Origin of the sequence: Paenibacillus glycanilyticus (assembly GCF_023715145.1) — a bacterium.
Lineage (GTDB): Bacteria > Bacillota > Bacilli > Paenibacillales > Paenibacillaceae > Pristimantibacillus > Pristimantibacillus glycanilyticus_A.
In genome coordinates this window covers 683,833-708,049 of the sequence record NZ_JAMBNP010000002.1, presented here as the reverse complement: position 1 = coordinate 708,049, position 24,217 = coordinate 683,833, and the positions used below count along the sequence as shown (strand labels likewise).

Below are 24,217 nucleotides of genomic sequence, written 5' to 3'. Positions count from 1 at the left end.
TTTTGTGTAGTAAGACTTGAAGTAGAACTTTTGAGAATATCAATGGATGATTTCCCAAATCAGACTTCAATTACTCCCTCATAAAAGGAAGGATCATTGCTGATATAATCAGCCGATAACCAATCATAATGCGTTAGTCCGATGTAATCCGCGATTTGATGAGCAGGACTTGCTTCGGCATCAAATATTTGATCCAAATCTGTAATGAACAGAAGAGAATCGAGGTCAATTTCCGGTTTTGGTTGTGTAGGCAATCGATGCAGAATAGTTGAATCGAACTGCTCCGGTTGAATGAGAATATCCTCATTCCAGTCACAATTGTATTCAAAGACTATTTCTTGTTTATCAACGACTGAAAGGCTCCATTCATGGTCCTCACAATAAACATAATGAACCAAAAGACCCATGTTCTGCTTCATTACCTCTTCATCCAAATTAAAATTAGCATCTTTGATCGTAAAAGCAACCCATCCGTTAACTGGTTCAAAAACATACCCATGCCGGTCAGCGGCTTTGAGTAAGGTAATAACTTCTTCTTTTTTCTCCGTACGGAGATGGTAGCTTTGACTAAATTCGCTCATTGTTCATTCGCTCCCATGTCTCTTCTAGATCATAAAACACCTACAGAGATATATTCTAGCTTGGAGGACAATTTCCCTTCCTATTTTTTACATAACCCCACCTCACGGTGTAGGTAGGGGTTTGTAATTCCGGTCATTATACCGATCCGAATTATGTTCCTTTGGGCTCGCGAGAGCCCGAAGGGGTAATGGAACGGCTGCCCTTCACGCCTTACGCCAACATGGTGAGGCATTTGTCTTTTGAGCTGGGTGGCTCGCGAGAGGGTAAGGGGGGTAATGTTCTTGAGGAGCGGAGCGTCCGCCTTTGTCTGTCCATTGCCTGCCCAAGACCAATTCCAATCCAAGGCAATGGGCAGACAACAGCGGCCGAAAGAGCATTACCCCGTCCCTCGAGCCATCAAGCCACCAAAGCGAAGCGAAACAAACCGCCGCCCCTCCCTCCCACTTCCGAGCGAAAACAACAAAAACCACCCCATGTTCCACGAACAACAAGATTAATCCTCCCGATTCAACAAAAAAACGCTCCCCGAAGGGAGCGTACTGACAACTATTGATTCGATTCGACAGGCAGCAGCAGCGTAAATGTTGTGCCTTTGCCAAGGACGCTGTCGACCTCGATCCGGCCGTTATGCTGCGTGATAATGTTTTTAACGATTGCAAGGCCAAGACCGGTACCGCCTGAAGCTCCGCGTTTGCGTGCTTTGTCCGCCTTATAGAACCGTTCGAAGATATAAGGAACATCCTCGCTGGGAATACCTTGTCCTTCGTCCGCCACGATCAGCTTCACATAATGCTGATTGGTAATCGTGGCCAGCTGACCGGCAATCTTGATCGATTTGCCTGCCGGCGTATGGCGAAGCGCGTTATCCATCAGATTCGTAAGCACCTGCTCAATTCTGTCTTCATCCGCCTCGCGAACAGCAAGCGGTTCGTTAGGCAGATCAGCGATAAGGCTCACATCACGTTCCTTCGCGTACACCTGGAACTTCCGGTGAACCCGGCGAATGACATTCCTCAGATCGAATTCCTGCAAGCTAAGCTCAACATGACCGGCTTCCATCCGTGCCATATCAAGGAAGTCGTTGACCAGCCTGCCCATCCGAAGGGACTCATCATAGATAACCTGAACGAGCTCCTTCCTCTCCTCCGGCGAAGCCACGATATCGTCCAGAAGCGCTTCGCTATAGCCTTGCAGCATGGAGAGCGGTGTTCTGATTTCATGGGAGACGTTAGCTACAAAGTCCCGGCGCAGCTTCTCGAGCTTATGCTCTTCCGTAACGTTCCGGATAACGGCTACCGCGCCGCGGACAATGCCATCGTTCTGGAGCGGAGCCATGACAACCGACCATGCATTGTTAATGACCTGCACCTTATTGGTGCAGTCTCGGCCGGACTGCATGACGCGCTGGAACGTGTCTCGCAGAGGACCCGGCACGCCATGGAACGGAGGAGCTTCTTCCTCTTCCCAATCGATGTCCATCTCCAGATCGGACCAGCGGCTTACCAGCATATGCCCGGGAGGATTCGTCAGAATGACTTCCCCATCCGCGTCAAACGTAATAACCGCGTCCCCCATGCTCCTCAGAATGCTGGACAGATGCTCTTTCTCATGATTCAAGTCATCAATCAGCGTACCTAACTGCTCGGTCATATGGTTAAACGTTTTGGCCAGATCCCCGATCTCATCCGAGGACCGGATTTGCACCCGCGTCTTATAGTTACCGCCAGCAATGGAATCCGCTGCCCTCTTTAACTGAAGCAAGGGCTGTTGAATCCTTGATGACAGGAAGAAGGCAAAGAAAGTAGAAAGCAAAAAGCCTAGTATCGCAACCACAATAAACAATACTTTAATCTGATGCTGAGAATCTTTAAAGGCAATATCAATATACTGGAGCAGGAACGTCCCGAGAATAACAAGGACAAGGGCGACGAGAAACATAATCGTCCACCATAGCTTCCCGACCACCGTATGCAGGGCAAAATGCCCCCAGCGTTTGATCAGCCGCATTACTTCGGCACCTCAAGCTTGTAGCCGACGCCCCATACCGTCGTAATCATCGAAGCCGCATCTGGCGATACTTTATTCAACTTCTCGCGAAGACGTTTCACATGAGTATCCACGGTACGAAGATCGCCAAAGAACTCATAATTCCAGACATCCTTCAGCAGCTCCTCGCGCGAGAAAACTTTATCCGGCGATACCGCCAAATAATGCAGCAGCTCGTATTCCTTCGGTGTGAGGCTCACCTCCTGACCTCCTGCCGATACGCGGTGCGCATCATGCTCAATGACCAGATGAGGGAATACAATGTTGTTGCTCGAATTCACTTCTTTGGTCAGAAAGGCCGTAGCGGACGAGCGGCGCAAAATCGCCTTCACCCGGTAGATCACCTCGCGCGGACTAAACGGCTTCACGACATAATCGTCAGCGCCAACTTCAAATCCTTGCACGCGGTTCATCTCTTCGCCTTTGGCTGTCAGCATAATGACCGGCGTTGCCTTCACTTGCCGTAAACGGGAGCACACCTCCACGCCGTCAATGCCCGGAAGCATCACGTCGAGCAGAATGAGCGCATAGTCGGTTACGGTTGCCAGCCGAAGCGCCGTCTCGCCGTCTTCCGCTTCATCGATCAAATAGCCTTCCTTCTCCAAATACATTTTCAGCAAACGACGAATCCGTTCCTCGTCATCTACTACCAGAATACGGCTTGCATAGTCGGACATGCGGTGTTGCTCCTTTCAAATCATTTTCATAGGAATTATTATACGCCTGCGTAGGAGTGTAAACCAGCGATGACCAGGTTAACCCCAACCAGCGTGAACAGGATAACGACAAACCCGATTACGGCAAGCCACGAAGAACGTTTGCCCTGCCAGCCGCGGGATAAACGGAAATGCAGATAAGCACTGTAGTAAAGCCAGGAGATAAGCGCCCATACTTCCTTCGGATCCCATCCCCAGAACCTTCCCCAGGCTATATTGGCCCAAATCATGGCGAAGATAAGCGCACCCAGCGTAAAGACCGGGAAGCCTATCGCAATGGCACGGTAGCTGATCTCGTCCAAATCCTCAGGGTCAATGTCCCCCATAAGCGGATGAATAACCGCACCGATCCGTTTGCGGAACAAGAGACGGATAAGCCCATACAGAATCGAGCCGGCAATAATCGACCAAATGACCGTATTTAACTTACGTCCCGCATTCACGCCGTTCAACCAGCTTGGTGCCTCAAGCAGCGGTTTATCCATGCCAAGGAAAGAATCCATATGATCAGCCGTGCTGTTATACGGCTTGACAATTGGCGGCAGCGTATATTCCGCCGTATCGGTCGAGGAATGATCCACGCCCTTGCTGTCAATCGTAACATTCTCTTGGGTGAAGGAAGCCTCATAGCCTGCTCCTCGGAAGATAAATACGACTGCAATGAAGCCAATAACGAGCACGATCGTATATAAAGAGAATTCTACCCAAAATTGATCTCTTCTAGCTTCCTTCGAGGTTTGCTTGAAGTCCACCACGCGAAGCAGGTACATCAGACCCGCTGCAAAGCCTACCGCGAAGAACGCTTCGCCAAGCGCGGCGGTAGTTACATGCACTTTCAGCCAAATCGAGCTGAGTGCCGGAATAAGCGGTTGAACTTCCTGCGGAAATACCGACGCATAAGCAACAACCAATACCACTAGCGGCAGCGCGAACATTCCAAGCAGCGGCTTGCGGTAAATCGCGTATACGATTGTAAACGCGATCATAATGGCCATGCCAAGGAAGGTAATAAATTCGTACATGTTACTGGTCGGAATTTGACCGCTTCCAAACCAGCGGGTGAAGAAAAAGGTCAGATGAGCAATAAGTCCAAGCGTCGAAGTGACAAACGAGATCCGCGACCAGCGTTGCTCATGCTTTTCTGGGTCGCGGTTGCTCCAATTCTTCCCTGCAATCGTGACCACATAGAACAGGAATGCAAAGGAATATAAGAAAAAGGCGGCGATGAAGGCATCGCTGCTGAAATCGACATAACTCACGCGTTATTCCCTCCGTTATCAAGCGACTTGGGTTCTACCGTTATTCCGGATTTCCGGAGTGCGTAGGCCACATCCGCTCTCATGCCATACCAGTTTTTGTTTGTATGGGCGCCAAGCGACAGCTTCCCGTCGTCGATTCGCAGCCAGATCCGCCGGTGCTGCCAGTAAGAGCCAAGCAGCAGGCCCAGCATCGAGATCGCAGCTCCATACCAGACGTAAGTCAGAGCTTTGTCCTTGCGGACGTTTAGATAAGTGGAGGCTTCAGCGAAATGCACATTTTCCATGCCGTCTACTTTAATCTCCAGCTTGCCCGCGATAGAAGCATTAAGCTTGTCCTGATCAAACTTTTCTTTATCCTTTTGCATCGGGAAATAGATATAAGGCTGACCGCTCTCCGGCAAACCGGGACCCGTAATCAGGAAAATAAAGGCCGGAGCATTCGGATCGCGGCTGAGCGTAACCGGCTCTCCGTCCTCGCCAATCCCAAACTCCATGTAATTGGCCGCCAGCTTCATTTTGTAAGGTCCAAGCGTATAATCAAGCGGCGCATCCTTCATCGGCAGCTCAAACGGTCCGTACGATTCGCCGGTCTCTTTGTTGATCAACATAGGATTTACACTCTTCAGCTTAGGCGTAACATCGTAGTCGAATTGATACAGCTTGAGACCGTCGTACTTAAGAGGGTGATTCACCCGAATATCCTGCTTCTTCACTTCCTCCAGCACGGGTTCCCCGGTTGCATTGTCTCCGCAGTTGCTTGTGCATTTGTACAGCACGGCAGCGGTTTCGTAACGTTTCGCGCGAACGGTTCCCTGAAGCTCGGGCGGGAGCTCCTCATCCGCGTAATATTCGACGGTGAACTTCTCGTTCTTCACGTAGTAGTTCGTTCCTTCAATCTGTACCGTGTCCCCATCGGGAATGGTCACGTAGCTGTCCATTTGCCAGCCCGGAAGGCTTCGGCCCAATATGGCCAGCAGGAATAGAATCAGACCGATATGATTAATATAAGGTCCCCAGCGGCTGAACCGATTCTTCTCGGCAAGCATCGCCGTACCGTCTGTATGTATCTTGTAATGCTTTTTCTTCAGATGCGAGGAGAACTCTTTGACCCACTTTTCCGCATCACCGTCAAGCTGACCGTTGTAAACGGTCTTTTGCCTTGTGATAAAACGCATGTGCTTGCGGATCTGCTGCTTGCTGAGCGCTCTGTACAAGGGCAGCACGCGGTCGAGACTGCAGATGACGAGCGAAGTGCCTATCATCACGAGCAGCGTAATGAACCACCATGAATCGTATGTATGAGACAAGCCTAGCTTATAATAAATCTTGCCGGGCAGCCCGTAGGTTTCCTCGTAGTACACAGAAGGCTTGAAATTGTTCAGGAAGGAGCCTTCCTGCGGGTATATCGTACCCAGCATTGCCGTGACCAGCGTAATCACAATCAGGTATACGGCGATTTTGACGGAAGAGAAGAAGTTCCAAATCTTATCAATCGGATTCGGATTACTCTTCTGCGACCGGCGCGCTACGCCGTCGTAGCGCATCTCAAGAGGGGCATCGCTCTCGGCGTCTTCGATCAACGGCTTGCCGCAGCTTTCGCACAGCACCGTGCCTACCGCATTCTGATGCCCGCATTCGCATTTCGTGTTATGTAGCGATAACACCGTGAAACCCCCTAGTATAGCAAGTCCTTCTTACTGAAGCAGTTGATCAACGCGAGAATCAATGTCCTTCTCGCTCATTCCGCCTACAAATACGTCAAGAATGGTCCCGTCCGGCTTAACGAAAAAGGTTGTTGGATAGGATTCCAGCCCGTATTTGCGTTCCGTCTTCCGGTTCACATCGCGCAAAATCGGATAGCTCAGATCGAACCGGTGCACGAAATTGTTCACCGTCAACGTGTCTTCGCTTAGATTTATCGCCAACACCTCAAGACCTGAACCCTTCCACTTCTCGAACTGACGCTCAAACTCCGGCATTTCCTTCACGCACGGCGGGCAAAAGCTCCCCCAGAAGTTAATGACAACGGCCTTGCCTTTATAATCGGAAAGATTGTGCGTATTGCCCTGCAAATCGCTTAGTGCAAAATCGGGCGGCTCTTCCCCGATCTTCGGGATTCCCCCGTCCTTAGCGGCGAATAGGGTATTGCCAATGGCATATCCGCCTACAACAAGCACGGCAAGCAGAATGACAATTTGCACCGTTTTTCGATACTTGCCCATTCCCGTCCCATCACCTACATTTCACCATTGATGTCAGCTTAGAATACATTCATTATAACGAAAAATGGGCGGCAATAACCGCTGCCGCCGTTTACTTTTTATGAACTTTATGTGTCTTGCGGGCCTGGTCTCTAAGCTCTTTCACTTCAACCGGAGTGAGGTGTCTGAACTGCCCTCTCGCCAGTGTCCGCAAGCCCAGCTCGCCGAATTTGACACGTCTTAATTTGATCACCGGATGCTTGATGGCATCGAACATGCGGCGTACCTGGCGGTTACGGCCTTCATAGATCGTGATGCGAATCGTCGACGTATTGTTCTCTTCGTCGATATCCTGGTATTCAACCTCGGCCGGGGCTGTCATTCCATCCTCAAGCATAACGCCTTTCTTCAGCTGATCCAGCAAAGAACCATGCGGAACACCCTTCACGGTTGCATAATAGGTCTTAGGTACGTGATGACTCGGATGAGTCAGCAGGTTGGCAAATTCCCCGTCATTCGTGAGAATCAGCAGCCCTTCCGTATCGTAATCCAAACGTCCGACCGGATAGACGCGCTCTCTAATTCCAGGCAAAAAATCAGCCACCACTTTGCGCCCTTGCGGATCCTTGGCACTTGTGATGACACCCCTTGGTTTATTCAGCATCAAGTAGATCTTTTTCTCGCTGCGGATCGGCCTTCCATTCACCGTAATCTCGTCTGCAGCCGGATCCGCCTTCACTCCAAGCGTTGTTACTTTCTCGCCGTTCACCTCAACGGCACCGGCCAGAATAAGCTCCTCGCATTTTCGACGGGATGCGATGCCCGCTTGCGCTAATATTTTCTGTAAACGTTCCAATGCTTTCACCTCAAACTCCATCATAACGATATGGAAGGCAAAGCACAAGCACCGGCTACTTGAATATGTACATACAGATGATAATTGCCGCCAAAAATCCGACCATATCCGAGAATAAGCCTACTTTCAGGGCATATTTGGTTTTGCGGATGCCAATCGCTCCAAAATAAACGGTCAGCACGTACAGGGTTGTATCCGTACTGCCTTGTATGGTGGAAGCAATACGGCCAATCATGGAATCCGGTCCATGGGTGGCGATAAGATCAGCGGTAAAGGCAAGCGACCCTGCACCGGTAAGAGGCCTGAGAATGCCAAGCGGCAATACCTCGGTCGGTATGCTCAGCCAGTCAAATATAGGCCGCACCGCGCCAAGCATCAAATCCATGGCACCGGAAGCCCGAAACATGCTGATGGCCACCATCATGCCAACCAAAGCGGGAATGATGTTAATCGCCGTGCCAAAGCCGTCTTTGGCGCCTTCGATAAAAGTCTCATACACGGGAACCTTGCGAAACGCTGCGTACAAAGGAATAAATACGATAATGGCAGGAATAAGCCAAGCCGATATTCGGGTAAACAGATCAAACAATGTCCCCACCTCCACTGTTGCGGAGTGAGGCAGATGCAGGCATAGGCGGATCTATCGCTTTATTGACGGGTATTTGTTTGGGATGGAAGGTCGTCTTGCCCGGAGGCGGCGACGACTTCCTGCGGTACCACCGGTCTGCCAGAATGGCGGCGCCCGTTGCAACGAAGGTTGCCGCAAGCGTTGTACCGACGATCTCCGCAGGATTCGCCGAACCGTAATTCATTCGGATTGCAATTAGCGTCGTAGGAACCAAGGTAATGCTTGAAGTATTTAACGCAAGCAGCGTGCACATCGCTGGCGTTGCCGTATGCTGGTCAGGATTTAGCTTCTGCAGCTCCTGCATGGCTTTAATTCCCATTGGCGTGGCAGCATTGCCTAGCCCAAAAAGGTTGGCGCTCAAATTGCTCATAATATAGCCCATCGCAGGGTGATTGGGCGGAACGTCAGGGAACAAGCGTCTGACAACCGGGCTTAGCAGCTTGGCCAGCTTCTTCAGCACGCCGGCATCCTCGGCGATCCTCATCATCCCCAGCCAGAATACCATTATGCTGATCAGTCCGAAGCTGATCGTCACCCCCGATTTGGCACCGTCAAATGCCGCCTGTGTTACCGCGTCAATCCGGCCGTTTATGGCCGCTACAACAACACTGATCACAATAAAAAACAACCATATCCAGTTCACCATAATTGGCTTACCTCCCCCGATTAGCCAAGAGTAAACGGCTGCGCCGTCCTATACTTCATATATTTCAAAATAATGCTCCGATAACGGAAGTAATCGCATGCAAAAAGCTGCCGCGCTCATTGACCGCCTTCTTGTAATCTAGCATAGCGGCATCCGACATCGGCTTTCGCTCGGGCAGACTCATTCTGGCGCTTCCGATATCATACACGGGAATGGAACCAATCTTCTGGTCGTTCAAATACCATTCCAGCGCTCCGCGTTCCCCAAGCTTATAATTCATCGTTGCTATGTCAAGAACGACCAGCCGGGACTGCAGACTGCCCCGCTCCTCTTCGGCTAAAGGATAATAGAACGTATTACCCACCGCATAGGGGTATCCGGCAATCGTCTGACCCTTGCTTGCCACTTCCATCAGCGGATAGTTTTTGAAGCCCCAGTCCAGCATTTGACGGTGATCAATCCAGTCATCGCGATCGTTCAAGGTTACTGCCGCAAGCTGCTGTCCATTCCGGGTAGCCGAGCTGACCAGGCAACGGAGCGCTTTTTTGGTATAACCGGTTTTGACGCCGTCCGCTCCCTCGTACATCGCGAGCATCTTGTTCTTGTTAGCCCAACTGTACTTCCACTTCTCATGCGGATTCGGGACACTCTTGACCTTGGTGCTCACGATCTCGGCAAACACCGGATTTCGAAGCGCATAGGCTGTCAGCTTAGCAAGATCATTGGCAGACGAATAATGTCCTTCCGCATCAAGGCCATGCGGATTTTTGAATTGCGTATGCGTTAGACCAAGCATCTCCGCTTTCTCGTTCATGAGATGAACGAAGCCTTCTTCAGAGCCTCCCACATGTTCCGAAATCGCGGTGGCCGCATCATTGCCGGAACGGAGCATTAATCCGTAAAGCATATTAAGCAGAGTCATTTCCTCGCCAAGCTGCAGATAGATGGATGAGCCTTCTTTGCCAACCGCGCTCTTGCTTGTCTTTACCTTGTCCGACAGCTTACCGTGCTCGATAGCCACAATGGCTGTCATAATCTTAGTCAAACTCGCAATCCGCATGGATTGATCTCCGTTCTCGTTATACAGCAATCTTCCCGACTTCACGTCAATAATCGCGGAAGCATTCGCACTTGTATGATACGGCCTTGGTGCCGCTTGTACGGATGCGGGGAAGCTTGTCCCCCAAATCAAACTTGCTGCCCATAGTACGATTCCTATCCGGCGAGTAACTTTCACGTTTTCGTTGCTCCTTTCCTATCGTCAGCCCTCACCTTGTACAGTATATGCTTCCTGAGAGCAGATTAAGACATGCCTGCCCCCAGAAATGAAAAACTGCCCTTGCGGGCAGTTCCCTAGATGAGGGTGTCGTTTCCTGTTATATAGTCACTTGAACCTGCCGCCGACGTCTTGAACATATGCTGTACCTTGTCGAATACAACAGGGGCGGAATCAATGATGCGTTCCATCAGATGCGTTTGATTATCAAGCGGTACGATCTTCACGCCATGCGTTCCTACAACGAGGAATGCGATTGGCGTAATGGAGACGCCGCCGCCGCTGCCGCCGCCGAATGGTCCAACAGCACTGGATTGATGGTTGTGACCGTCAGAAGGCGATGCATGCTCGTGTGTTGCAGATCCGTCGTACCGAATGTCGCTGCCGCCGGCTACAAAGCCGAAGCCAACCTTGGATATCGGCATAATGATGCTGCCGTCCGGCGTTTGAACGGGATCGCCAACAATCGTATTTACGTCGACCATCTCTTTGATGTTTTCCATTGCGGTCTGCATTAGGCCTTGAATTGGATGTTCTGGCATTGTGACTCCTCCTGAAGTTAAATTGTGTTTGTGCGTTATGGATGAGGACTCGCCTACACTTTTGGTATTGTGCTCATCACGGGGGTGGACTATGTATGGAACCAATCGTCAACTCCATAATTGTGCACGCTAAGACTTAAACAAAAGGCTCCGCCAGGCTTGCACGCCTTCCTTCGCCTTCTTCAACCGAACGAGCAGATGCAGGCCGGACATAATTGCATTGCCAAAGCCGATCTTGGCTCTGCAGGACCATTCCGTCGTAAAACAGGGCTGGGTATAAACAGGCTTCACCTCAACCCGAGGCTCTGCCCTCAGCTTAACGAATTGAGATAAAACGCCAAGGGTTGTCGTTTTGACCGACCACAATAAGCCGGTAGCCATAGCCGTCCACATCGCGTCTCCCGTGCCAACGGAGCTTGACCATTTCCACTCCTCCAGCTTGACCTTGGCCAGCGTTTGCTTAGCCCAATGAGACAAGTTATGGGTTAGGGCCGCAGCGCGCTTATATTTCTCGATTCCAACCATCACTCGATGCGTGTCGATCTCATCATTTTTTTCATTCTTGCTGCTCATGCCGATGCTTGTACCCATTAAATGCTCGTGCAGACGGATAGCCTTGCCGCTGAAATCAAGCGAGCGGATCTTCATCTTATAGCGAAGTAAACCAAAGACCGCTTTAAATTTGATCTCGATGTCGTCATTCTCTCCATCACGTCTCAATTCACCAAGAATTTCAACCGGTGATACCAAGATAATGAGCAGGAAAAGCACAATAATGAGACCGGCTGCAAGTACCCATAAATACGGATAACCGATCATTCCATGCTTCCTCCATACTTCCGAAAATAGATATAAGTAGTATGTCTTGGCAAACGGATTTCATGCAAAAAAGCCCCCGGGATGTAAGAATCCCAGGGGTTACTGCTTGCTAGAGAAACCAAAGAGGCAATCTACGACGCACCTCCGCAAGGCAGCCTGTCCTCATCCTCCGGAATCCATCGTCTTCCATCCACATATACGGCATCAACCTGCTCATTGCAGAAGCAAAGAAGCCGGGCGATTTTAAGAGCCCCGGGAAGAGGCTTGCGGTAGCTACAAACCACGTCCGAATATTTCCGGCCCAGAACATTAGCATGCCAATAGGTTGCAATACCTTTATAAGGGCATCGGGCTATCGTTTCGGAAGGTTTCAATAAATCCATCCTGACATCCTCCACCGGGAAATAGTAACATGGAGCAAGCCCTTTTTCATGCACGATAAGGGGCCGTCTGCTGTCCGCAATGATCTTGCCGTTAATAACAACTTGAATGCGTCTGGAGCTTGGTGTGACATTAATGAGAGAACGCTCCCCATCCCGCGAATTCCATTGCGTATCAAAATGTCCAACCGACATGATGCATTCCTCCTTAAATTTAGCTTCTAATCAGAAAGGGCTCTGAATCCCGAATAGCTGTGATAGCTGTAATAGTTGTAATAGATTCAATAAGGTAGATTACGAGAAGATCATAGCATGTACCAATTTGTTCCACAACACCAATTTTTATTTATCCTATAAGAATAATGGGATTAATTGCAAAAAGAAAAACCGCTCCAATAATCGGAACGGTTTTCCTGCCTTCAATAGCTTATTCAAATGCCGGTACAATCGCACCCGCATAAGTGTCTTCAATAAATTTCTTCACGTCTGGCGTCTGCAAAGCGGCAGCCAATTTCTTAATGGCTTCGGAGTCCTTGTTGTCTGGACGAGTCACCAGGATATTAACGTATGGGGAGTCGCTTCCTTCGATGAAGAGCGCATCCTTTGTTGGCGTAAGATCTGCTTCAAGGGCAAAGTTGGAGTTGATCAAGGCTAGATCTACTTCACCCAGAACGCGAGGAAGAGTAGCAGCTTCTACCTCCGTAATTTTCAGGTTTTTCGGATTCTCCGTAATGTCATGAACGGTAGCGGCCACGCCTACGCCGTCCTTAAGCTTAATCAGGTTGTTTGCAGCAAGCAGCTGAAGCGCACGGCCGCCGTTGGTAGGGTCATTCGGGATAACTACTTTAGCGCCGTCTTTCAATTCATCGGCACTTTTAACTTTTTTCGAATAAGCGCCCATTGGCTCAATGTGAACGCCTGCTACACTTACAAGGTCGTAGCCTTTATCTTTGTTGAACTGATCCAGATAAGGCGTATGCTGGAAGAAGTTTGCGTCCAGCTGCTTCTCGTACAATTGCGTGTTAGGCTGTACATAATCGTTGAATTCGACAACCTCAAGGTTAATGCCTTGTTCTTTTAATGCAGGCTTGATGAAATTAAGAATTTCTGCATGCGGTACCGGAGTGGCACCAACCTTTAAAGTGACTTCTTTCACCGTGTCATTGCCGTTTCCCGCAGATGCGTTGTTTTCTTCTTTCTTTGCGCCGCACGCGGATAATGCGATAACAAGCGTAAGCGCAAGCAGGATGAAACCAAATTTCTTCATTTTCTGTTCCTCCATCTTCTGTATATTGCTTCTATGTTGTCCACCTTACTTCCGGCTGAACCGGCGAACCAAATGATCGCCTACCATCTGCAGGAGTTGAACCAAAATGATGAGCAGCAGGACCGTAACAATCATGACGCTCAGTTGGAACCTTTGGTAACCATATCGAAGGGCAAGGTCACCTAGACCGCCGCCGCCAATTACGCCTGCCATTGCCGTGTAAGACACAAGCGTAACCGCGGTAATGGTAATCCCTGCCACGAGGCCCGGTCTAGCTTCGAGCAGCATGACTCGTCTTACGATATCCCATCTGGAAGCACCCATCGCTTGTGCCGCCTCGATAACGCCCCGGTCAACTTCGCGCAGCGAAGTCTCCACCAATCTGGCGAAGAACGGCGCGGCAGCCACAACAAGCGGCGGGATCGTTCCTTGTACGCCAAGCGTTGTACCTGTGAGCACCTTTGTCATAGGCATGATCAGAATCATAAGGATGACAAACGGAACGGAGCGCAAAATGTTGACGACAATGGACATAAAGAAATAGACAACTGACTGTTCAAGCAGCTGCTTTCTTGAGGTTAGAAACAGGACAACGCCAATGAGCAGTCCGAAAATAACCGTAAAGAAAAGAGAGACGCCAAGCATGGTCAGCGTATCCTTGGTGGCCGGCCAGATATCCTCCCAGCGCACCTGGCTCCAATCAATGGTATTTTTCAGCATCATTTCAAATCACCTGCTTCCAGCCCTTTTGCCCGAAGCTCGTCAAGCACTTTGTCAATCTCTCCGTCTGCTCCGATAAATTCGATTACTAATTGTCCATATGGCGTATTCTTCATGCGGGAAACCGTTCCTTGCAGTATCGTGAACTGAACCTCAGTTGATTTCACTGCGTTAAACAACAGCGGCTCGTACGTAATCTCGCCAACATAATTGATCTTCACAAGCCTGCCGCTCCTTGTGTTGATCAGTTCGCGCGGATCGAAGGAATCGGCGATCTGGCTGACGAAATCCTTCGTAATCGAATGCTGCGGCTTCAGGAAGACATCCAATACATCCCCCATCTCTACAATCTCGCCGCCGTCAATAACGGCAACGCGATCGCAAATGGAACGAATGACATGCATCTCATGCGTAATTAGCAAGATCGTGATGCCAAGCTTCTGATTGATATCAAGCAGCAATGACAAAATCGCGTTTGTCGTTTGCGGGTCAAGCGCCGATGTTGCCTCGTCGCAAAGCAGCACATCCGGATTGTTCGCAAGGGCTCTTGCGATCCCCACGCGCTGCTTCTGTCCGCCCGAGAGCTGTGCGGGATATTTGCTCGCATGCTGCTCCAGTCCAACCAGCTTCAGCAGCTCGTCTACCCTCTGCTTGATCTCCGCTTTGGGCATCTTCGCAAGCTCCAGCGGGAACGCGATATTATCGCGGACAGTCGCCATCGAGAGCAGATTGAAATGCTGAAAAATCATTCCGATTCTGCGGCGTTCCTTCTGCAGCTGATTCGTCGATAACCGGGTAAGCTCCACGTCTCCCACCTTAACCGAACCGGAAGTCGGACGCTCCAGCAAATTTACGCAGCGGAGCAAGGTGCTCTTTCCGGCCCCGGAATGTCCAATAATGCCGAAAATCTCGCCTTTCTGAATAGTCAGGCTTATATTTTTAACAGCTTCTACGCTGCTGCCGTATGTTTTTCTTATGTCTAGAAGCTCAATCAGTGGTATTACCTCCTGCCATCCATCGTATGCCATTACTGCTAGAATCCCCTGTAGGAACAGGTTCATCCTTTGCTTATAAAAAAAGAACAACCGCCATTATAACCAACTTTCAGCGCTATTGTCACTAGATAAAAAAGTAAAAAGGTCCGTTATCCCGCTGTAACGGGAAATAACGGACCAAACGTTCACCATTTTGACCATTCTTTTGAAAAACTTAACAATTCTATGATTCCTTGTTCTCGTGCACAGGGATAAACTCATCAATTGTCGTCTGACGTTCGCCAAGGCGTTCGAACAACATTTGCGTCTGCTCTTCCAGGGCTTCATCAATATCGACTTGTTTAGGCTCCGGCAAGGCTTTTATATTCGGCAAGCCAAAATAATCCAGGAATGATTTCGTTGTTCCGTACAAGATCGGTCTGCCGATGGCTTCGGCCCGTCCCACTTCTTCAATTAAATCCTTGGATACCAGCGATTGAATCGCCCGGTCGCTCTTAACGCCCCGAATCTCTTCAATGTCGATACGGGTAATCGGCTGGCGGTACGCGACGATCGACAGCGTCTCAAGGGCAGCCTGCGACAATTGGGAACGGGTTGGGGTGTACGCCATGCGTTCGAAATATGCCGCATGATCCGGATTGGTTGTCATCCGGTAAGCACCTGCTACCTCCGTTACCTGAACTCCGCGCTCCTCCCGAGCCAGATCGCGATGCAGATCATAGACCAGATCTGCAGCCAAATCAGCCTCAAGCTGTAGAATATCGGCAAGCTGACGTTTGTTCAGCCCTTCGTCTCCTGCCATAAATAACAAGCCTTCAATAATCGATTTCAGTTTCGGATAATCCATTGTCCGCTGCTTCTCCTCTCCAGTGAATGACGATGTCATCGAACAGCTGATGCTGGAAGCAGCGAATATGTTTCATCTTCATAAGCTCCAGAATAGCCAGGAACGTGACCACAATCTCATGCTTGCCCATGTTCTCGCGGATCAGACGGGAGAATCGTACGGTCTCGAACTGCTTCAGAACGTCAACAATATCCCGAATCCGGTCCTTAACCGAGATTTCATCCCGCTGCACGGTTGCTACAATGTTACGGCGTGCCGCTCTGCGCAGCGCCCGCTGAAATGCGGCAATCAGGTCGGAGACATGCAAGCCCTCGAGCGGATTGACGATCTCTTCTTTCATATAAGGCGTCATATCATCCGGCTCGCGGGAATAGATGAGACTGCGCTCCAGTTCCTTCTCCCGAAGCTGCTCTGCAATTTGCTTGAATTTACGATATTCAACCAGCTTCTGAATGAGCTCGTCTCTCGGATCAAGCCCGTCATCTTGCCATTCTTCAAAGAAATCCTCAAATACGGGAGGCTTGGGCAGAAGCTGATTGCTCTTGATGGCCAGCAGGGTTGCCGCCATGACAAGAAACTCGCTCGTAAGCTCCAGCTCGAGCTCCTTCATCGCATTCAAGTACTCCATATATTGATCCGTTATTTCACTAATCGAAACCTCATGGATGTCGATTTCTGACTTATCGATAAGATGAAGCAGTAAATCGAGCGGTCCCTCAAAGGATTCCAACTTGTAGTGCATCGTCACTTCTTACGATCCCCCTGCCATGTGGCGCAAACGGCTGACGTCCTATAACAAGTAACGCAGCATAATTTGAGCTATTACTCTAATTATGCAGTAATTTCGACAAATTTGCCATCTCTATTGCGGAAACAGCAGCTTCATACCCTTTATTTCCTGCTTTTGTACCCGCGCGTTCAATCGCTTGCTCAATCGAATCAACCGTCAATACGCCAAAAATCGTTGGAACGCCTGTTTTTAATGCGATTGCAGCTACGCCTTTTGCCGCTTCGTTGCAGACAAAATCAAAGTGAGGAGTTGATCCCCGGATTACGGCACCAAGGGTAATCACCGCATCGTACTTGCCGCTCTCCGCCATTTTTTGCGCGATAAGCGGAATTTCGAAAGCCCCCGGTACCCAAGCGATATCGACATCCCCTTCATTCGCGCCATGGCGTTTAAAGCCGTCAAGCGCGCCGCTGAGCAGTTTGCCCGAGATAAATTCATTAAAACGTCCAACAACAACTCCAAATCGAAGTCCTTCCGATACTACGCTTGCTTCAAATACGTTTGGCATAATAAATCCTCCTAGTTGGTTATCTCCATTTTGTTGTTTCTATTATCTTGCCTTACTTGTTTACTTCGTCGAACGATTAATCTCAATTGGCACGCGTTCGACAATCTCGATTCCATGGCCTTCCAGCCCTCTGATCTTGCGCGGATTATTGGTCAACAGACGCATTTGGCGGACACCAAGATCACGAAGAATCTGTGCGCCAACCCCATAATCGCGAAGATCCAGCTTAGGCTTGGCATCGGCTTTTTCCACGCCTTGATCCAGCTGCGCGTAAGACTTGAGCTTGTTCACAAGCTCTTGACCATCCTGACGCATATAGAGCAGGACACCGCTGCCTTCCTCATTGATTTGCTTGAGGGCCGACTGCAGCTGAGGACCGCACTGGCAGCGATGCGAATGGAATACGTCCCCCGTCAGACATTCCGAATGAACGCGGACAAGCACCGGCTTCTCCGGATTGATCTGGCCTTTGACCAGAGCAATATGCTCTTTGCCGTCTGCCTGGTTGGAGAAAGCAATCGCCCGGAACTGACCAAAGTCTGTCGGCATCTCTACCTCGACAATGCGGTCAACAAGCTTCTCCTTGGCATTCCGGTAAGCAATCATCCCTTGAATGGTGATCAGCTTCAGGTCGTGCTTTTCTTTAAAAGCAATCAAATCCGGAAGTCGGGCCATTGTACCGTCCTCTTTTATGATCTCGCAAATAACGGCTGCCGGCTCGGAGCCGCACATGCGCGCAAGGTCAATTCCCGCTTCCGTATGACCGGCACGGCGGATAACGCCTCCATCCTTCGCTACTAGCGGGAATATATGTCCCGGTTTGCGGAAGTCCGTTGCTTTGGTCGCCGGGTCAATTAAGGATTTGACGGTCTGGGAGCGTTCAAAGGCGGAGATTCCCGTTGTTGTCGATACGTGATCCACAGACACCGTAAAGGCCGTGCCATGGTAGTCCGTATTATGCTGAACCATCGGAGGCAGATCAAGCTGCTCGGCGCGTTCTTGCGTAATTGGCACGCAGACCAATCCGCGCGCCTCCGTGATCATGAAATTAATGACCTCGGGCGACGCTAATTCCGCCAGGGCAATCAGATCCCCTTCATTCTCGCGGTCTTCGTCATCTACCACAATAATGGGCTTGCCTGCCTTCAAATCCTCAAGCGCGGCTTCCATTGTGTCAAATATATCTTCTTTCAACTCCAGTTCTTGTCTGCTCATCAATTTCCCTCCCTGCTATCCGATTTTCCCTATCTGTTATAGAAAGCCATTTTCGCTTAAAAAAGCGGTACTGAGCTTCGATTCTGTCCGGCTGCCGGAACCTTGTCTGCCAGCTGGCTTGTAATGAAGCAAGTGATCCACATATTTGCCGATCACATCGCATTCGATATTGATCGAATCACCGGCTTTCTTGTTCATCAGCGCGGTTTCGGCAAGCGTATGCGGGATAACCGATACCGAGAAGCCGGTGGCATTGGTGCTGATCACCGTTAAGCTTATCCCGTCGATGGTGATTGAGCCTTTCGGTATGACATACCGCATCATCTCATCGTCAGCAAGCCTTATGGCGAACACGACCGCGTTCGCGTCCGTCTCTCGGCCGGTGATGATCCCAACGCCGTCTACATGCCCCTGGACGATATGGCCGCCGAACCGGCCGCCCGCGAGCATCGCCCGCTCCAGATTCACTTCCTGACCCGGACGAAGCTGATGCAGATTGGACTTCCGGTACGTTTCCGGCATCACATCCGCGTCAAACGAGGTTCGGTCAAAGGCAATAACGGTAAGACAAACTCCGTTTACGGAAATACTGTCGCCAAGCGCGACGCCCTCCGTTACCTTTGAAGCTTCCAGCGTAAGAACCATCGCTTCGCCTTGCTTTTTAACCCGTCTTAATGTGCCAATTTCCTCAACCAGGCCGGTAAACACGGGCACTCCCCCAATCTATTCATTGCCGTATGCGGGATATCCCGATATACAAATATCTTCTCCTGCCATTTCAACCTTTACTTGCTCCAGTTCAATGGCCTGCGACATTTTCTCGAACCCGGCAAACGTGAAGGTACCAGGGGAGTCATAGCCGCCAATGATCTTTGCTGCCATATAAATCATAATCTTATCGATTAGTCCGGCTTCCAGCATAGCGCCGTTCAGCTTGCCGCCGCCCTCCAGCAGAATCGATCCGATCTCAAGCTCACCAAGCTTCCGCATCGCTTCGGCCAGATCCACCTGAGCGCCGCTGCCGCAGCGAATGACTTCAACGCCTGCTTGAACTAATTGCTCCTCGCGGTTTATCTCTGCCTGATCCGAAGTCAGGACGATTGTCCGGGATAAGCCGTCCGTTACCACTCTTGCATCCAGCGGCAGGCGAAGCTGACTGTCCACAATGATGCGAACCGGATGAATGGCGGGTACAGCCGCACGTGTCGTCAGTTGAGGGTCATCTGCCAGCAAAGTACCGATGCCAACCATGATAGCCTCATGCTGATGACGGAGCGTATGTACCTGCTCGCGTGCTGCCGAACCGGTAATCCAGCGGCTGTCTCCCGTATGGGAAGCAATCTTGCCGTCCAGCGTGCTGGCGGTCTTAAGGGTAACGAATGGCAGCCGTGTCGTGATGTATTTGTTGAACTTTTCGTTCATGCTCCGGGATTGCTCCTCGAGAAGTCCAACTTCAACCTCGATGCCTTCCTCCTTCAGGCGGGCAATACCTCTGCCGGCAACCTGCGGATTCGGATCGGTCGTAGCAACTACGACCCGGGCTGCTTTGGCGTTGATAATGCGTTCGCAGCAAGGCGGCGTTTTCCCGAAATGACTGCATGGCTCAAGTGTCACATACACGGTTGCTCCTTCTGCTTCTTCCCCGGCCATCTGAAGCGCGTGTACTTCCGCATGGCCCGTTCCCCGCTTTAAGTGGGTGCCAACGCCAATAATTCGGCCATCCTTCACAACGACGCAGCCCACAACCGGATTGATACCGGTCTGCCCTGAGGCTTTGGCTGCCAGCTCAAGCGCAAGACTCATATAATACGAATCATTTAAAACTTCCATAAATGCAAAAACACCCCCATTAGCCAGCTTAGCCAACGGGGGTGGGAAAAAAACCATTCGATGCTCACAAAAATAAGCTATTCAAGCGCAAACGGCTAAACCATCCTCAAAAGGAACGGAAATAAACGTTTAGCGGATGAAATATAAGTGCCGTATAAATAAAATATACTTTTTTTATATTTCAAACAAACCTATTATCCTTGTGAAAATTAGCACAAGAAAAATAAGCATGAAAGCTCATACGCATATGCGTCGAATGTGTCTCCTTCTCCCATCCAGACTATACTGTCGGTCCCGGATTTTCACCAGGTCCACCGTTCCTTCTCCGGCAATGCGATGATTCGCTCTTGCCGGAGATGGCCCGGGTCACGGACTGACGAGAAAGCGCCGCACGCCGGTAAACCCAGTTGTGCGAACGCTGCTCGATCACCGCCGGTTGGGATTTTCACCCTGCCCCGAAGGTAAGCCACAAACTATAATTTTGTTAGTATCTTAACATTAAACTTCGTAAACTTCAACCTTTTGCATTTTGTCGCGTCCTTTGAACGCGTCGACATGCTCCATGCCTTTAGTTACTTTACCGAAAACAGTATGTTGGCCGTCGAGATGCGGCTGCGGCTGATAGCAGATGTAGAACTGGCTTCCGCCAGTGTTACGGCCTGCGTGAGCCATAGCGAGCGTACCGCGCTCATGCTTGTTCGGGTTGATCTCGCAGTTGATTGTGTAGCCAGGGCCACCAGTGCCCGTGCCGTTAGGGCAGCCGCCTTGTGCAACGAAGCCAGGGATAACGCGGTGGAATACCAGACCGTTATAGAAACCTTCGTTTACAAGCTTTTCGAAGTTTGCTACCGTATTTGGAGCATCTTGGTCGAACAGATCGAGAATAACCTCTGCGCCGTTCTCAAGTGTGATTTTTGCTTGTTTAGCCATTTGTAACATCTACCTTTCTTTTCCGAATAAGACTACGTTACCAAAAATCGCCCTTACTTAGCAAGCGATTTGCGAAGTCTTGCCGGAATAACGTCGTTTCCAACGATGTTTTCAAGCGATTCGCGTTGTACGACAAGGTCGGATTGGCCGTCTTTTACGAATACGACTGCAGGGCGGCGGAAACGGTTGTAGTTGCTCGCCATAGCGTAGTTGTAAGCACCCGTACAGAATACGGCAAGCAGGTCGCCTGTCTCCGCTTTTGGCAGCTCAAGGTCGATAATCAGCTTGTCGCCGCTCTCGCATGCTTTACCTGCAACGGTAACCGTCTCTGTATTCGCTTCGCCTGCACGGTTCGCCAGAACCGCCTCGTAACGGGATTGATACAGAGCCGGACGAGGATTATCCATCATGCCGCCGTCTACAGCGATATATTTGCGCACGCCCGGAATTTCTTTCATTGTGCCAACCGTGTACAGGGTAGTACCCGCGTCGCCCACAATGCTGCGGCCCGGCTCAACCCAGATCTCAGGCAATGGGAAGTTTGCAGCCGTGAAGTTCGAGATAATCGCATCCGTAATTGCGGCAACGTATTGGGATACCGGAAGCGGCGTGTCGCCTTCCACGTAACGGATGCCAAAGCCGCCGCCAAGGTTGATGACCTGGAACGTATGGCCAAGCTCTTCACGGATTTGAACAGCAAACGCCGCTACCTTGTCAACCGCCATGCGGAAGCCGTCTACTTCGAAGATTTGGGAGCCGATATGGGAATGAACGCCAAGAATTTCGATGTTCGAAAGCTCAAGCGCTTCCTTAATCGCTTGCTTCGCTGCGCCGTTGCCAAGGTCAAAGCCAAACTTCGAATCTTGCTGGCCGGTCGAGATGTATTCATGCGTATGTGCTTCAACGCCCGGAGTGATGCGGAACAGAATTTTTACCGTTTTGCCTTTGTCGGCGGCAAGAGCATTCAGCAGATGCAGCTCCACGAAGTTGTCTACAACGAAACAGCCGATGTTAGCGTCCAGCGCCATGTTGATTTCGTCCGGCGTTTTGTTGTTGCCATGGAAGTGAATGCGGCCCGCAGGGAAGCCGGCTTGCAGAGCAGTGTACAGCTCGCCGTCGGATACAACGTCAAGCGACAAACCTTCTTGTTCGGCGATCGCGCACATTGCCATTACGGAAAACGCTTTGCTCGCATAGGCAACCTGGAATTTCAGTCCCGAAGCTTTAAAAGCCGATACGTATTCGTTCGCGCGCTGACGAACAAGCGCCTCGTCTACGATGTACAGCGGCGTGCCGTACTCCTTCGCCAGATCAGCCGTGTCGACGCCGCCAATTTCCAAATGCCCTTGGGCATTAATTTTGCTTGTGCCATGTAAGTACATGAGTCATTTCCCCCTTGGATATCTACTACAAGAACGTAATAGAAGTTAGTTACGATTTACACCAATAGCCACAGTATATCGTAACTTAACCATGAGAGAAATGGATAAATTCACATTTCATTTGTATTTCTTAGCTTCTACTCGGAACGCGGCATTTTATCGCTTTGCTGCGGGCGGAGCAGATTAGGCCGGGTGCGGTTTTTGAGCACCGGCTTCCTTACAATGATATTCCACATGGCCCGGTAATCGAACGGAATAAACGGCCACATATACGGACGGTTAAACGAACGCTGCATGCACAGCAGCATGAGTATCGCGGTTGTTGCGACGATAAAACCGGGCACATGGAATATCGACACCGCGAGAATGAGGATCAGCCGCACGATCCGGTTGGCAAGTCCAAGCTCATAGCTTGGCGTGGCGAACATTCCCACAGCCGCAATGGCCATGTAGAGAATGACTTCATTGATAAACAGCCCGGTCTTGACCGCGATATCGCCAACCATGATGGCTGCAACGAGCGATACAGCTGTGGCCAGCGTAGAAGGCGTATGGACGGAGGCAAGCCTCATGAGATCAACGCCGACTTCTACGATGAGGAACTGTACGATAAGCGGCAGCTTCCCGATCTTCTCCGGTCCAAGAAATCCAAGTGCCTGCGGCTTAAGCTCGGGATGAATGACAAACAGGAGCCACAGCGGCAGCAGGAACAGGGAGGAAAATATCCCGAGAAACCGGACCCAACGCAGATAGGTACCGATAAACGGAGTCTGCCGGTTCTCCTCGGCGTGCTGGATCAGATCAAAGAAGGTGGTGGGCAGGATCATTGCGCTTGGCGACGTATCCACAAAGACAACGACGGAGCCTTCAAGCAAATGGGCTGCCACAACATCCGGGCGCTCTGAATATCGGACCAGAGGGAAAGGATTCCATCCCCGCTGCACAGTCGCTTCCTCCAGCTGCTTGTCAGCCAGCGGCAGGCCGTCAATATGCACAAGCTCGATTTTATCCTTAATCGATTTGACCAGCTCCGGATCGGCCAGATCATTGATGTAGGCAATACAAATATCGGATTGCGTGCGCTCTCCGACCCGGACAAGCTCGTATCTGAGCTGCGGGTCACGCAGACGTCTGCGGACGAGCGAGACGTTCATCATCATCGTCTCTACAAAGCCGTCGCGGCTGCCGCGGACAACCCTCTCGAGTGACGGCTCCTCCGGGTTCCGCGCCGGGAAGGCTTTCGCGTCTATGATAATGACGTTAGGTTCTTTATCTATGAACATTGCCGTTGCGCCCGACAGGACGAAGGTCAGCATCTCGTTCCATTTTTCCTTCTTCTCGACTTGTGCGGCAGGCACGTACAGGTTCATGAACTCGTGAAAGGCATCGCCGGTAACCTCATCGGGCTGCAAGTACGTAAGCCGTTTCAGGACTTCCGTCAGAATCGTATCCTTGGCCAAACCGTTCATATAGAAAAAAGCAACCCGTCTGTCTCCAAACGTCATTTCGCGCACGACGATATCAAAGCTTACTTTATAGCCGACCTCATTCTCTAGCCGTTCGAAGACCTCGTCCAGGCTGTCGGGGATGACATCATCCTTGGCAGACTCTTTCCTGACTTGAGTCTTGCCTGGTTTATCCGTGTTTTTCGTTAACTCAAAAGGAGGAGTCGGAATGGCCATCCCCTGCTCTTCGTTCCTTTGTTCTTCCGGTATGTACATGTACGGGGGCTCTCCATTGGAGTGCTCCCTGTCTTTTTCCCGGTCCGTCATCGTCATCAAC

25 protein-coding genes and 1 riboswitch are annotated in these 24,217 nt (G+C 50.5%); all 25 genes read right to left on the bottom strand.

The features are described 5' to 3' along the window. Nucleotides 1-59: 59 nt before the first annotated feature. The 25 genes from M3194_RS08565 to M3194_RS08445 all read right to left on the bottom strand — a co-directional run bounded on the left by M3194_RS08565 (nucleotide 60) and on the right by M3194_RS08445 (nucleotide 24,207). Nucleotides 60-581, bottom strand: a complete 522-nt coding sequence (locus tag M3194_RS08565; protein WP_251652992.1) for a hypothetical protein — start codon at nucleotides 579-581, stop codon at nucleotides 60-62. A gap of 547 nt (nucleotides 582-1,128) precedes the next feature. Then, nucleotides 1,129-2,589 (bottom strand): ATP-binding protein, encoded by a 1,461-nt coding sequence (locus tag M3194_RS08560; protein ID WP_251652991.1) that lies wholly within the window; start codon nucleotides 2,587-2,589, stop codon nucleotides 1,129-1,131. After that, on the bottom strand, nucleotides 2,589-3,305 hold the full coding sequence (locus M3194_RS08555; protein ID WP_015843966.1) for a response regulator transcription factor: 717 nt from the start codon (nucleotides 3,303-3,305) through the stop codon (nucleotides 2,589-2,591). The genes M3194_RS08560 and M3194_RS08555 overlap by 1 nt, the downstream gene beginning before the upstream one ends. 38 nt (nucleotides 3,306-3,343) lie before the next feature. Continuing rightward, complete coding sequence (gene ccsA / locus M3194_RS08550) at nucleotides 3,344-4,603, bottom strand: cytochrome c biogenesis protein CcsA (protein WP_251652990.1); 1,260 nt, start codon at nucleotides 4,601-4,603, stop codon at nucleotides 3,344-3,346. After that, nucleotides 4,600-6,267, bottom strand: a complete 1,668-nt coding sequence (resB, locus tag M3194_RS08545) for a cytochrome c biogenesis protein ResB (protein ID WP_251652989.1) — start codon at nucleotides 6,265-6,267, stop codon at nucleotides 4,600-4,602. Before resB ends, ccsA begins: the two co-directional genes overlap by 4 nt. 30 nt (nucleotides 6,268-6,297) lie before the next feature. After that, the gene (locus M3194_RS08540) at nucleotides 6,298-6,825 is read right to left on the bottom strand and encodes a redoxin domain-containing protein (protein ID WP_251652988.1); all 528 of its coding nucleotides are present in this window, start codon (nucleotides 6,823-6,825) and stop codon (nucleotides 6,298-6,300) included. 91 nt (nucleotides 6,826-6,916) lie between these two features. Further along, nucleotides 6,917-7,660, bottom strand: coding sequence for a pseudouridine synthase (locus M3194_RS08535; RefSeq protein ID WP_251652987.1), 744 nt, complete (start codon nucleotides 7,658-7,660; stop codon nucleotides 6,917-6,919). 55 nt (nucleotides 7,661-7,715) lie between these two features. Further along, the gene (locus M3194_RS08530; protein WP_251652986.1) at nucleotides 7,716-8,249 is read right to left on the bottom strand and encodes a spore maturation protein; all 534 of its coding nucleotides are present in this window, start codon (nucleotides 8,247-8,249) and stop codon (nucleotides 7,716-7,718) included. Further along, nucleotides 8,242-8,934: a nucleoside recognition domain-containing protein gene (locus tag M3194_RS08525; protein ID WP_251652985.1), complete on the bottom strand. Its 693-nt coding sequence runs from the start codon at nucleotides 8,932-8,934 to the stop codon at nucleotides 8,242-8,244. Before M3194_RS08525 ends, M3194_RS08530 begins: the two co-directional genes overlap by 8 nt. Before the next feature lie 64 nt (nucleotides 8,935-8,998). Beyond that, nucleotides 8,999-10,123: a D-alanyl-D-alanine carboxypeptidase family protein gene (locus tag M3194_RS08520; RefSeq protein WP_251653207.1), complete on the bottom strand. Its 1,125-nt coding sequence runs from the start codon at nucleotides 10,121-10,123 to the stop codon at nucleotides 8,999-9,001. A gap of 164 nt (nucleotides 10,124-10,287) precedes the next feature. Continuing rightward, nucleotides 10,288-10,752, bottom strand: a complete 465-nt coding sequence (gene ytfJ, locus M3194_RS08515) for a GerW family sporulation protein (RefSeq protein ID WP_251652984.1) — start codon at nucleotides 10,750-10,752, stop codon at nucleotides 10,288-10,290. A 129-nt stretch (nucleotides 10,753-10,881) separates the two neighbouring features. Further along, on the bottom strand, nucleotides 10,882-11,571 hold the full coding sequence (locus tag M3194_RS08510; protein ID WP_251652983.1) for a DUF2953 domain-containing protein: 690 nt from the start codon (nucleotides 11,569-11,571) through the stop codon (nucleotides 10,882-10,884). Nucleotides 11,572-11,702: 131 nt separating this feature from the next. Continuing rightward, nucleotides 11,703-12,146: a DUF427 domain-containing protein gene (locus M3194_RS08505; RefSeq protein WP_251652982.1), complete on the bottom strand. Its 444-nt coding sequence runs from the start codon at nucleotides 12,144-12,146 to the stop codon at nucleotides 11,703-11,705. A gap of 232 nt (nucleotides 12,147-12,378) precedes the next feature. Continuing rightward, nucleotides 12,379-13,218 carry a MetQ/NlpA family ABC transporter substrate-binding protein gene (locus tag M3194_RS08500; RefSeq protein WP_251652981.1) on the bottom strand — a complete coding sequence of 280 codons (840 nt, stop codon included), beginning with the start codon at nucleotides 13,216-13,218 and terminating at the stop codon, nucleotides 12,379-12,381. A gap of 45 nt (nucleotides 13,219-13,263) precedes the next feature. Then, nucleotides 13,264-13,941, bottom strand: a complete 678-nt coding sequence (locus M3194_RS08495; protein ID WP_251652980.1) for a methionine ABC transporter permease — start codon at nucleotides 13,939-13,941, stop codon at nucleotides 13,264-13,266. Continuing rightward, nucleotides 13,938-14,933 (bottom strand): methionine ABC transporter ATP-binding protein, encoded by a 996-nt coding sequence (locus tag M3194_RS08490; RefSeq protein WP_251653206.1) that lies wholly within the window; start codon nucleotides 14,931-14,933, stop codon nucleotides 13,938-13,940. The genes M3194_RS08495 and M3194_RS08490 overlap by 4 nt, the downstream gene beginning before the upstream one ends. A 223-nt stretch (nucleotides 14,934-15,156) precedes the next feature. Continuing rightward, on the bottom strand, nucleotides 15,157-15,780 hold the full coding sequence (gene scpB, locus M3194_RS08485) for an SMC-Scp complex subunit ScpB (protein ID WP_251652979.1): 624 nt from the start codon (nucleotides 15,778-15,780) through the stop codon (nucleotides 15,157-15,159). Then, entirely contained in the window at nucleotides 15,749-16,528 is a 780-nt protein-coding gene (locus tag M3194_RS08480) for a segregation and condensation protein A (RefSeq protein ID WP_251652978.1), read from the bottom strand. Before M3194_RS08480 ends, scpB begins: the two co-directional genes overlap by 32 nt. Nucleotides 16,529-16,607: 79 nt before the next feature. Continuing rightward, complete coding sequence (ribH, locus tag M3194_RS08475; RefSeq protein ID WP_251652977.1) at nucleotides 16,608-17,078, bottom strand: 6,7-dimethyl-8-ribityllumazine synthase; 471 nt, start codon at nucleotides 17,076-17,078, stop codon at nucleotides 16,608-16,610. A 60-nt stretch (nucleotides 17,079-17,138) separates the two neighbouring features. Then, nucleotides 17,139-18,293 carry a 3,4-dihydroxy-2-butanone-4-phosphate synthase gene (gene ribB, locus M3194_RS08470; protein WP_285889166.1) on the bottom strand — a complete coding sequence of 385 codons (1,155 nt, stop codon included), beginning with the start codon at nucleotides 18,291-18,293 and terminating at the stop codon, nucleotides 17,139-17,141. 36 nt (nucleotides 18,294-18,329) lie between these two features. Further along, nucleotides 18,330-19,001, bottom strand: coding sequence for a riboflavin synthase (gene ribE, locus M3194_RS08465; protein WP_251652976.1), 672 nt, complete (start codon nucleotides 18,999-19,001; stop codon nucleotides 18,330-18,332). 15 nt (nucleotides 19,002-19,016) lie between these two features. Next, nucleotides 19,017-20,123, bottom strand: coding sequence for a bifunctional diaminohydroxyphosphoribosylaminopyrimidine deaminase/5-amino-6-(5-phosphoribosylamino)uracil reductase RibD (gene ribD, locus M3194_RS08460; RefSeq protein ID WP_251652975.1), 1,107 nt, complete (start codon nucleotides 20,121-20,123; stop codon nucleotides 19,017-19,019). 259 nt (nucleotides 20,124-20,382) lie between these two features. Then, nucleotides 20,383-20,590: riboswitch (FMN riboswitch) on the bottom strand. A gap of 31 nt (nucleotides 20,591-20,621) precedes the next feature. Then, on the bottom strand, nucleotides 20,622-21,053 hold the full coding sequence (locus M3194_RS08455) for a peptidylprolyl isomerase (protein ID WP_251652974.1): 432 nt from the start codon (nucleotides 21,051-21,053) through the stop codon (nucleotides 20,622-20,624). 53 nt (nucleotides 21,054-21,106) lie between these two features. Next, nucleotides 21,107-22,435: a diaminopimelate decarboxylase gene (gene lysA, locus M3194_RS08450; protein ID WP_251652973.1), complete on the bottom strand. Its 1,329-nt coding sequence runs from the start codon at nucleotides 22,433-22,435 to the stop codon at nucleotides 21,107-21,109. Between the two features lie 137 nt (nucleotides 22,436-22,572). Then, a complete protein-coding gene (locus M3194_RS08445) occupies nucleotides 22,573-24,207 on the bottom strand; it encodes a spore germination protein (RefSeq protein WP_251652972.1) in 1,635 nt (544 codons plus the stop codon). Between the last annotated feature and the right edge of the window lie 10 nt (nucleotides 24,208-24,217).

Coding starts and splice junctions, on each gene's coding strand:
- M3194_RS08565 (WP_251652992.1), bottom strand. CDS start 581: ATGAGCGAATTTAGTCAAAGCTACCATCTCCGTACGGAGAAAAAAGAA.
- M3194_RS08540 (WP_251652988.1), bottom strand. CDS start 6,825: ATGGGCAAGTATCGAAAAACGGTGCAAATTGTCATTCTGCTTGCCGTG.
- M3194_RS08445 (WP_251652972.1), bottom strand. CDS start 24,207: ATGACGGACCGGGAAAAAGACAGGGAGCACTCCAATGGAGAGCCCCCG.
- M3194_RS08500 (WP_251652981.1), bottom strand. CDS start 13,218: ATGAAGAAATTTGGTTTCATCCTGCTTGCGCTTACGCTTGTTATCGCA.
- M3194_RS08560 (WP_251652991.1), bottom strand. CDS start 2,589: ATGCGGCTGATCAAACGCTGGGGGCATTTTGCCCTGCATACGGTGGTC.
- ribD (WP_251652975.1), bottom strand. CDS start 20,123: ATGGAAGTTTTAAATGATTCGTATTATATGAGTCTTGCGCTTGAGCTG.
- lysA (WP_251652973.1), bottom strand. CDS start 22,435: ATGTACTTACATGGCACAAGCAAAATTAATGCCCAAGGGCATTTGGAA.
- ribB (WP_285889166.1), bottom strand. CDS start 18,293: ATGAGCAGACAAGAACTGGAGTTGAAAGAAGATATATTTGACACAATG.
- M3194_RS08510 (WP_251652983.1), bottom strand. CDS start 11,571: ATGATCGGTTATCCGTATTTATGGGTACTTGCAGCCGGTCTCATTATT.
- ytfJ (WP_251652984.1), bottom strand. CDS start 10,752: ATGCCAGAACATCCAATTCAAGGCCTAATGCAGACCGCAATGGAAAAC.
- M3194_RS08495 (WP_251652980.1), bottom strand. CDS start 13,941: ATGATGCTGAAAAATACCATTGATTGGAGCCAGGTGCGCTGGGAGGAT.
- scpB (WP_251652979.1), bottom strand. CDS start 15,780: ATGGATTATCCGAAACTGAAATCGATTATTGAAGGCTTGTTATTTATG.
- M3194_RS08455 (WP_251652974.1), bottom strand. CDS start 21,053: ATGGCTAAACAAGCAAAAATCACACTTGAGAACGGCGCAGAGGTTATT.
- ribH (WP_251652977.1), bottom strand. CDS start 17,078: ATGCCAAACGTATTTGAAGCAAGCGTAGTATCGGAAGGACTTCGATTT.
- M3194_RS08555 (WP_015843966.1), bottom strand. CDS start 3,305: ATGTCCGACTATGCAAGCCGTATTCTGGTAGTAGATGACGAGGAACGG.
- M3194_RS08525 (WP_251652985.1), bottom strand. CDS start 8,934: ATGGTGAACTGGATATGGTTGTTTTTTATTGTGATCAGTGTTGTTGTA.
- M3194_RS08505 (WP_251652982.1), bottom strand. CDS start 12,146: ATGTCGGTTGGACATTTTGATACGCAATGGAATTCGCGGGATGGGGAG.